This window comes from Wolbachia endosymbiont of Tribolium confusum (assembly GCF_020405475.1).
Classification (GTDB): Bacteria; Pseudomonadota; Alphaproteobacteria; order Rickettsiales; family Anaplasmataceae; genus Wolbachia.
In genome coordinates this window covers 135,212-144,275 of record NZ_JAIZNT010000003.1, presented here as the reverse complement: position 1 = coordinate 144,275, position 9,064 = coordinate 135,212, and the positions used below count along the sequence as shown (strand labels likewise).

13 protein-coding genes are annotated in these 9,064 nt (G+C 34.2%); 12 read left to right on the top strand and 1 reads right to left on the bottom strand.

Annotated features, from left to right (window positions below):
* The 12 genes from LEM02_RS03165 to LEM02_RS03110 all read left to right on the top strand — a co-directional run.
* Positions 1 to 826, top strand: an 826-nt coding sequence (locus tag LEM02_RS03165; protein WP_226079691.1) for a phage tail sheath family protein, incomplete at its 5' end; no start/stop codon positions are given.
* Positions 827 to 837: 11 nt separating this feature from the next.
* Complete coding sequence (locus tag LEM02_RS03160; RefSeq protein WP_226079690.1) at positions 838 to 1,344, top strand: phage major tail tube protein; 507 nt, start codon at positions 838 to 840, stop codon at positions 1,342 to 1,344.
* Positions 1,345 to 1,405: 61 nt separating this feature from the next.
* The gene (locus tag LEM02_RS03155) at positions 1,406 to 1,606 is read left to right on the top strand and encodes a hypothetical protein (RefSeq protein WP_007303020.1); all 201 of its coding nucleotides are present in this window, start codon (positions 1,406 to 1,408) and stop codon (positions 1,604 to 1,606) included.
* Positions 1,590 to 1,871 (top strand): type II toxin-antitoxin system RelE family toxin, encoded by a 282-nt coding sequence (locus LEM02_RS03150; RefSeq protein WP_143688798.1) that lies wholly within the window; start codon positions 1,590 to 1,592, stop codon positions 1,869 to 1,871. The genes LEM02_RS03155 and LEM02_RS03150 overlap by 17 nt, the downstream gene beginning before the upstream one ends.
* 83 nt (positions 1,872 to 1,954) lie before the next feature.
* A complete protein-coding gene (locus LEM02_RS03145; protein ID WP_017532593.1) occupies positions 1,955 to 2,212 on the top strand; it encodes a phage tail assembly protein in 258 nt (85 codons plus the stop codon).
* A gap of 109 nt (positions 2,213 to 2,321) precedes the next feature.
* Positions 2,322 to 4,613, top strand: coding sequence for a phage tail tape measure protein (locus LEM02_RS03140; RefSeq protein WP_226079689.1), 2,292 nt, complete (start codon positions 2,322 to 2,324; stop codon positions 4,611 to 4,613).
* A complete protein-coding gene (locus LEM02_RS03135; protein ID WP_226079687.1) occupies positions 4,613 to 4,960 on the top strand; it encodes a phage tail protein in 348 nt (115 codons plus the stop codon). The genes LEM02_RS03140 and LEM02_RS03135 overlap by 1 nt, the downstream gene beginning before the upstream one ends.
* The gene (locus tag LEM02_RS03130) at positions 4,957 to 5,166 is read left to right on the top strand and encodes a tail protein X (protein ID WP_226079685.1); all 210 of its coding nucleotides are present in this window, start codon (positions 4,957 to 4,959) and stop codon (positions 5,164 to 5,166) included. The genes LEM02_RS03135 and LEM02_RS03130 overlap by 4 nt, the downstream gene beginning before the upstream one ends.
* The gene (locus LEM02_RS03125; RefSeq protein WP_226079683.1) at positions 5,163 to 6,128 is read left to right on the top strand and encodes a phage late control D family protein; all 966 of its coding nucleotides are present in this window, start codon (positions 5,163 to 5,165) and stop codon (positions 6,126 to 6,128) included. The genes LEM02_RS03130 and LEM02_RS03125 overlap by 4 nt, the downstream gene beginning before the upstream one ends.
* Before the next feature lie 58 nt (positions 6,129 to 6,186).
* Positions 6,187 to 6,732, top strand: coding sequence for an ankyrin repeat domain-containing protein (locus tag LEM02_RS03120; protein ID WP_214303457.1), 546 nt, complete (start codon positions 6,187 to 6,189; stop codon positions 6,730 to 6,732).
* 67 nt (positions 6,733 to 6,799) lie between these two features.
* Positions 6,800 to 7,021: a hypothetical protein gene (locus LEM02_RS03115; protein WP_015589022.1), complete on the top strand. Its 222-nt coding sequence runs from the start codon at positions 6,800 to 6,802 to the stop codon at positions 7,019 to 7,021.
* A gap of 8 nt (positions 7,022 to 7,029) precedes the next feature.
* Positions 7,030 to 7,944: a patatin-like phospholipase family protein gene (locus tag LEM02_RS03110; RefSeq protein ID WP_226079680.1), complete on the top strand. Its 915-nt coding sequence runs from the start codon at positions 7,030 to 7,032 to the stop codon at positions 7,942 to 7,944.
* Between the two features lie 95 nt (positions 7,945 to 8,039).
* Here the strand turns inward: LEM02_RS03110 and wmk are convergent, their stop codons facing one another.
* Positions 8,040 to 9,026 carry a WO male-killing family protein Wmk gene (gene wmk, locus LEM02_RS03105; RefSeq protein WP_226079678.1) on the bottom strand — a complete coding sequence of 329 codons (987 nt, stop codon included), beginning with the start codon at positions 9,024 to 9,026 and terminating at the stop codon, positions 8,040 to 8,042.
* Positions 9,027 to 9,064: the final 38 nt, after the last annotated feature.

The window sequence follows — 9,064 nt, the reverse complement described above, 5'->3', positions numbered from 1 at the left end:
AGAGGCGTTCCTCAGTAGTGAAAGTATAGTTCATGTTGCGCCAAGAATACTAATTGCACCTCAGTTTACTCATCAATTATCTGGAGATGCTGGAAATCCAGTGGTTAGCGCTTTAATTCCTATAGCAGAAAAGCTAAGAGCAATAATAGTAGCAGATGGACCAAATACCAATGATGAAGAAGCAATAAAATGGAGAAAAAGTGTACGCAGCTCAAGAGTTTACGTGGTTGACCCATGGATTAAGTTATTTATTGAAGGAAAAGAAGAAATCTTGCCATCGAGTCCATTTGTAGCTGGTTTAATAGCTAAGATAGACAGCGAGCAAGGCTTCTGGCACTCACCTTCAAATAAAGAAATAAACGGTATTGTTGGAACAAGCAGGCCTATTGATTTTACTCTCGGTAATACAAATTGCAGAGCAAACCACTTAAATGAAAATGAAGTAACAACGATAATTCATCAAAATGGCTATAGGCTTTGGGGAAATAGGACATGTTCAAATGACTCAAAATGGGCTTTTTTGTCAGTGAGAAGGACTGCAGATTTAATTAACGATAGTTTACTTCGAGCTCATTTATGGGCAGTTGATCGCAATATTACCAAAACCTATATAGATGATGTGATTGAGGGGGTAAATTCTTATTTGGCCAATTTAAAAGCACAAGGAGCGATTATCAGTGGAAAATGTTATGCAACTCCCGAACTCAATACACCGGCAAATATTGCAAGCGGAAAAGTGTCTTTTGATTTTGAGTTTACACCGCCATATCCAGCTGAGCAAATAATATTCAGATCCCATCTTGTAAATAATAGTGTAATAAGTTAGGAGAAAGTGAAGTGTTACCCAAAATATTGAGAAATTTTAACGTATTTGTTGATGGTAGAGGCTATGCAGGGAAAATAGATGAAATAACGCTACCAAAGCTTACAATAAAAACAGAGGAGTACCGTGCTGGTGGTATGGATATTCCAATAAATATTGACATGGGCATGGAAAAGCTTGAAGCAGACTTTACTTTTGCTGAATACGACACAGAACTCTTTCGGCTATTTGGGTTGATAAATGGGAATTCAGTAGCTTTGACACTCAGAGGTGGAATGCAAGGAAGTGGTAGTAACGATATTGAAGGAGTAATAATCAACCTTAGGGGCATATTCAGAGAATTTGATTTTGGTAACTGGAAACCTGCTGAAAAAGCAACGCTGAAGTGTACTGTAGCTGCTCATTACTATAAACTTACCATAGGTGGTAATGAACTGATAGAGATCGATGCTGAAAATATGATAAGAAAGATAAATGGTGTTGATCAAATGGCCTTGCTACAAACGATTCTAGGGATCTAATATGGTTGACAAAATTACATAAAAATGTTAAAATATAAGAAGTTGTAGGTATATAGTTAATATGGATTCTAAAGCTCATACAAATTCCATAGAGCAGCTAACTGGTTTACTTGTTAGTGTAGCACAATCTCAAGACAAGTCCGTTTTAAAGTTATTAACTGAATTAATGGAAGAAGAAATTGAAGATATGGAATTATCTAAGATTGCTGACGAACGCTATAAAGAAAAGAGGGTTAAACATCAAGATGCCTTCTGGGATTAAGCCTTACAATATAGACTATTCAGAATCTGTTATAAAGAAAGACATTCCGGCTCTTCCAGCAAAAGTAAAGTTAATGATTAAGAAGGCAATAATGGAGCGTCTAACAGCTGATCCAATTGGACTTGGAAAGCCATTAAAGCACAACTTAAGCGGGCAACGTAGTCTACGTGTAAGTACCTACCGTATACTTTATTACATAGATGCGCCAGAGCATACAGTAGTTATTACTTCAATTGAACATAGGAAAGATTCTTATCAAAGCTAATCCTATTTATAGCACCATACAAAGAAATTAGTTATGTAAAAGCCGATATAGACTTTTATTTAATTAGCTTTTTAAGGAGGAATATGCAAGCTATAACACTTAATAATCCAATAACAGTAGATGGAATTTCTGTCTCAGAACTTACCATTAGACGTCCAAAAGTTAGAGACTACTTGGCAATAGAACGCATTAATGGTAGTGACCTAAATAAGGAAGTAACTTTGACTGCCAATTTGACATCAGTTGCAAAAGAAGCAATTGAAGAGTTAGATATTGCTGATTATGTGAAAATTCAAGAAGTATTAAAGGATTTTTTTTCACCGATTATCCAAAAAACTTGAGATTAGAAATACTAGTGCTTGGCTCTATCATAGGTGGTGGAGTTGAGCACATTCTTGATATGGAGATTAGTGAGTTTATTTTATGGAGCAAATTAGCTAGGAAGTTCAAATGTCAGTATTATCGATAAAAATAGGTGCGGTACTTGATGGCAGTTTTAATACTGTAATAAAGGGCAGTAGTAATCAACTTACTTATCTTGGTGAGAATATAAGAAAGCTTGATTCATCTTTAAAATCAGTATCAAAGTTTAAGCAGTTGGGTAGTGATGTTTTGACTAGCAGGAGGTCGTGGAAGGGCTTTGAAGATCAGGTAAAATCTTTAGCTAAACAAATGAAAGCAATAGAGAAACCAAGCAAAACTTTAAAAGCTGAGTTTGATAAAGCTAAGTTTTCTGCAACAAAAGCAAAAGAAGCATATTTGAAAAAGAGAGATGCTTTGAATTCATTTAATGAAGAAGTAAGAAAAAGTGGAAGAAATATTAAGTCATTAGTAAGTAATCAATATAAACTTGGCTCATCTGTTGAAGCGCTAAAAGGTAAGTATGGTAAGCTTGGGTCTGCAATACGTAATCACCAAAGTTTTTTAGCAAGCAAAGCACATTTTAAGTCACAAATTATAGAGACTATTGGACTAGGTCTTTCGCTTGCAGCTCCGATCAAGGTTGCGATTGATTTTGAAAGTGCTATGGCTGATGTAAAAAAAGTAGTAAAATTTGTGCAAAATGATACTAAAGATGAAGCATCAAAGTTTGCTAAAGAATTAAAGAAATTATCTCGTGAAATACCCTTGTCAGCTGCAGAATTAGCACAAATAGCTGCAAGTGGTGGTCAACTTGGTATTGACAAAGATGATCTTATGAAGTTTACAACAGTAGTTGCTAAAATGACCACAGCGTTTGACATGTCTTCAGAAGAAGCTGGTAATGCTATTGCGAAAATATCCAATGTCTATGGAATTAAAGTTGATGGTATGGAAAATGTAGGTAACATAATAAACCATCTTTCAGATAATACTGCTGCCAAAGCTAAGGAAATGGTTCTTACACTGAATAGAATTGGTGGTAATGCTAAACAGTTTGGTTTAGAAATTGATCAAGCAAGTAGCTTAGCAAGTGCGTTCATAAGCTTAGGTAAACAACCTGAAAAAGCAGCAACTGCTATAAATAACTTTCTTAGTAAACTACAGACTGCAAGAGAGCAAAGTCCTGAATTTCATGATGCATTAGATGAGATGGGAACAAGTATAGAAGAGCTTGAACAAACCATTAAAAAAAATCCTCAAGAGGCAATATTGCAATTTCTTGAAACTTTAAAAGAAATAGATGATCAAGAGCGTGCCGGTATTCTTATGAATCTATTTGGTGCTGGGTTTCAAGATGACATTGCTCTTTTAGTAGGAAGCTTAGACATTTACAAGAAAGCTATTGAACATTTAGCTGATAAAGAAAAATATAACGCTTCAATGCAGGACGAATTTAACAATCGGGCAAATACTACAGCTAATAAATTACAATTACTTAAAAATGCAGTATTTGAAGCTGGCATGAATCTAGGGTCAGTAATGTTACCTACTTTAAATTATGTAGCTGGAAGTTTGAAAACAATAACAGAGCGTATAGCTTCTTTTGCAGAAAAACATCCAACTTTAACTACGGCAATCATGAGTACTTTAGCAGCTTTGATAAGTTTAAAAATTGCAGCAGTAGGACTAGGATACGGATTTACATTGCTAGGAAGTACGATTTTTGGTCTGAAAGCAAACCTACTTGGAGTATTTTCATTTTTATCAGCTACAGTTTTTCCTGCAGTAATAACAGGACTAAGAGCAATAACGTTTGCTGTAATGAGTAACCCGATTGGACTTTTAGTAGCAAGTCTTGTCACTGGTGCAGCTCTTGTTATCACTAACTGGCAAAAAGTGAAAGACTTTTTCTCTAGCTTTTGGAAATCACTCATTAAACCTATAGGAGAAGCTTTTTCATGGATGGGAAATACAGTAAGTAGTATATTTGCTGAGAATAGTCCGATTAGAAAATTTGAAAATAATGGAAATGTTGTTAATGAGCTTTCTAAAAATAGCATTTTCAGTAACGGAACCTCATTGACAAATAATAGTGCTATTAAACAATTTTCAGAAAATAGCAAAAGCAATTTTGAGAATTTTAAAATTAAAAGTGTTATAGAAGAAAAAAGAGCTATAGAACAAGAAGAAGTTGAGAAAGCATTCAAGAAAAGTAGATATGAAAATAGGGAATCGAAAGTATATAACCAAGCATTCTATCAAACGTTTAATATCAACATTAAGTCTGAAGATGTGCGCAGTGTTGCTGATGCAGTAATAGAAAGGTTTAGAGAACAAGCACGTGGAGCACTTTTTGATATAGTTGAAGAGTTGCATTAATGTTGCTTGGGAAATGTAAGCTTGAACTAACAAGCCTAAGATACATTAAAGAAGAAAGGTGGTATACAATTGAATGTATTGAAAAAACGTCGCTACAAAACATTGGCTCAGGAATTGAATGTATTGATTTGACAGGAGTGATTTATCCACATTATCAGAGTAATGGCTTAGAACAGCTAAAAAATATACGTGATACTCAAGAACCACACGTTCTAGTTGATAATTCAGGAAATGTGCTTGGAAATTTTGTCACTACTAATGTAGAAGAAAAACAGATATTATTTTTTCCTGATGGAAAACCAAGAAAAGTTGAGTTTATTTTGAAGTTAAAAAGTTACAGCAAGTGATTTATTATTACACTAAAGAAAACGAAATGTTAGATGAAATTTGCTGGAAACATTATGGATACAGTAGTGGAGTAGTGGAGGAAGTATTGCTTAAAAATCCAGGACTTGTAGAACATGGAAGTTTTTTGCCCGCTGGATTAAAAATTAAGCTTCCTAAAATTCAGAGAATATTGAAAGAATCTGTTATAAATATTTTAGATGAATGACACCAGATTTTGATATAGTAGCAAAAAATAACCCAGTAACAGAGGTTTTAAAAAAGAGTTTAATATCACTACGTGTAACTGATGGATCCGGTACTACAAGTGACGAAGCCGAGATATATATTAGTTATAGCTCTAGCGCTTTAGAACTTAAGGGTAATTTACAAATTTTTCTCGGATATAAAGAAACAGGTTTACTACCTATGGGAGTATATAAGGCAAATCAAATTACAATACAAAGTCCACCACAAACTTTAAGAATAAAATGTGATGCTGCAAGTTTAAGAGGATCATTAAAGGAAAGAAAATCAAAGGAATGGAAGGACATTACCTTAGGAGATTTAATTAAAGAAATAGCACAAAAGCATGGGTATGAAAGTAAAGTCGCTGAAAGATTTGAAAATATATTTGTACCACATATCATCCAAGCAGAAGAAAGCGACATGAGTTTTTTGGAAGGATTAGGGAAAAAATATGATGCACTAGTAAAACCAGCAGGAGGATATATAATTTTTATTCCAAAGGGAGAAGCAAGATCAGCAACTGGAAAGATGTTAGGCACAACAGTACTTACACCTAAAGATGTTATAAATTGGGAGGTAAATTTTAATGTGCGTAACAAATATGGATCTGTTATTGCAAAATGGCACAGTTATGAAAAGGGAGAAACTATAGAAGAGGAAGTGGGAAATGAGGGTCCAAGTTATACTCTGCAAACGCTTTACTCTACTGCAGAATCAGCAATTAGTGCAGCAGCAGCTAAGTTAAGACAATTAAAACGTAGTACATCAAATTTAAATGTAACTGTTCCTGGTAATCCAGAATTATTTGCAGAAGCTAAGATCAGTCTTTCAGGATTTTGTCAGGAAATTGAAGGTGAATGGATAATTAGCAAGGCAGAACATATTCTCAATAATAGGGGATATCAAACTATAGTAGAGGCAACAGTGAGCAAAGCTGTTTAAGTGAAACTTAAGCAAATGATTATTTAATTCTAGATGGGTATAATTATTGCAGTACTACATGAGCAGAAATGTAAGAAGGCTTTTTCATAAAAATTCAATTATACGTCAAGGAGAATTTGATGGATTAATTTTTCTTATAGTGCTAACGGTGTGTATTGTGGTTATATATTTTTCCTTGTTTAAAAAAGGAGATGAGAGTTACAGCGCCACATTAGAAATCGCAGCTAAGAACTGTGACTTAGAAACTGTGAAATCCTTGATAAAAGATAATATAAGTATTGGTGAAAAATCATTACGTTATGTTGCAGGAGAAGGATGTTTAGAAATCGTAAGGTTTTTAGTAGAAGATGGTATTGATATTAATGCTACTAATAAATTTAAATGGACAGCGCTACATTCTGCTGCAGATCAAGGCTATTTAGAAATCGTTGAGTTTCTATTAGAAAAAGGAGCGAATCCTAACATAAAGGATAGCAATGGAAAAAGCCCTAGAAGAATAGCTGTAATGGCATCAAGGCACAACAAAGATAAACCTTACAGAGAAATAATAAAGCTACTTGCAGAAGCAGAGGATCGATACAAATCAATAGAAAGAAATCACTAAAGCTGTAAGTTTTCTATAATCTGTATATAAACTTCTAAAACTATCCATAACAAGTTAATATTTTCACATGAAAAAGCAAAAAATCCCAATAGCGGTAATAATAACAATAGTTCTACAGACTGTAGGATTCATATGGTGGTTGGCAAAACTTGACTTACGTGTACACATCCATGATAAATTTATAGAAAAAAACCAAGGACTAATCGAAATAGTCTATCGACTTGAAGAGAGAGTGAAAAACCTCACTGAAGAAGTCAACGAACTTGAAGCTATTCACAAACACAAATAAATTTTACAGTGACAAAGTACATTTTATCTGTAGATGGAGGTGGCATTAGAGGGATAATACCTGCCATTATTCTAGCAGAAATTGAATCTAGGACAAAAAAGCCAATTTCCCAGATTTTTGATTTAATGGCAGGAACCTCAACCGGTGGGATTATTGTTGCTGGACTTTGTAAAAGCAATAAACTTCAATACTCTGCCAATGATTTGGTTGAACTTTACCAAGAGTATGGAGCATATATCTTTCAATCATCATTTTGGAGAAAATCAATTGCTTCTTGGCTGAGTGGTTCTCAGTACTCATATAGAAATATGGAATTTATTCTCAACAAATACTTTGGTGAAAGTACTATGGCCGATGTTGCGAGTAATCTACTACTCACCAGTTATGACATTCACAATAGTTGTGAATTTTTCTTCAAAAGTTGGAAAGAAAAAAACATTAAGTTGAAAGATGCACTCAGAGCTACAACAGCTGCTCCAACGTACTTCACACCAAAACGTCTGAAAATTAGCCAAACAGAGAGAGTATTGATAGATGGTGGAGTGTTTGCCAATAATCCAGCGGCTTGTGCATATGCAAGTGGCAAGAGGTTATTTCTAAATGATGAGATTATACTGCTATCAATAGGCACTGGTGGAACAGATAGAAGTATAAAGTATGCTAACTCAAGGAAATTTGGCAAAATAGGGTGGATCAAGCCACTACTGAATGTGATGTTTGCCTCTGGATTGGATTGCGTTGATTATCAACTAGAACAAGTAATAGACGATAAATATATAAGAATACAATCGCAATTGAAAGTAGCATCGACTGAGATGGACAATATTACACTCAAAAATATCAAATCTCTTCAGCAAGAGGCAAATGCAATGATAGAGGACAACCAGAAATTAATAGATAAACTTTGCGATTCCATATCTTAATTTATACCAAGCAAAATTCAACTGAGCCAAAAAAGTTGGTTAGCAAATTCTGCTGGTTAAATCATTAACTAACTTTACTTATATCTTAAACATATTCAATTTTCACACTCACCCAACTCATCAGCAGTTAGGCCACTTGCTCGCACAATAATATCAATAGCAACACCTTCCTTAACTAGATCTTTTGCAATCTTGATTTTCTCTGCTTTTTTAACCTTTTCTTTACCAGTTTGCATTCCTTCAGATAAAGATCTGGCTACCGTATCCAGTAATTCTTGATCCTCAATTTTTTCGCATTTACCTATAAACCCAAAAACTGGCTCATTTTCATATTCTGTTAGTCCAAGAGCTTTAATGTTAACTGATAATGTCTTTGCTATCTTATATAATATTTCAATTGGAATGTCTGTATATCCTCGTTCATAGTCGTGTATTTCTTTAGGTGTTGAACCGATTTTATTTGCCAAGTCCTCCTGAGTGTATTCCCGTATTAATCTCTGCTCTTTTATCCTTTTCCCCACTTTGTAGAGTATAGAATCAGTACAAATTTCTTTCTCTATATCATCATATTCATAAGTAGATAAGCGAGTCACTTGGGAAATAATATCAACTGAAACTCCTTCTTTCACTAGATTCTTTGCTACTTCTATTTTCGCTTCTTCTTGGCTAATTTTCTCGCTAATATATACAAACCTTACTAATGGATACAGCTTCTTGCGTAATTCCTGATCCTTAATTTCTCTATGTATTTTTGTTAGATAGACTATTTCTTTATCCTCATCTTCATACCAACTGTTTTCTCTTAGTACTGTTGGTCCTGGAAGTAGATCTATAACATTAACTGACAATGCTCCTGCTATTATATACGATTCTTTGATTGTAATAGCCTTGCACCCTAGTTCAAAGTTATGTATTTCCTTATATGTTAAACCAATTTTGCTTGCTAATTTTGCCTGAGTATACCCTTGTACTATCCTACAACCTTCTATTTTTTTCCCCAGCTCGTAGCTTACTGAGCCAATATGCTCTGAATTATCATAGATAAATCCTCTAAAAGCTGTTTTTCCTACAGAAGCAAACATATATTCTATCACAAAAAAATCCACTATTGGCTAAGTTT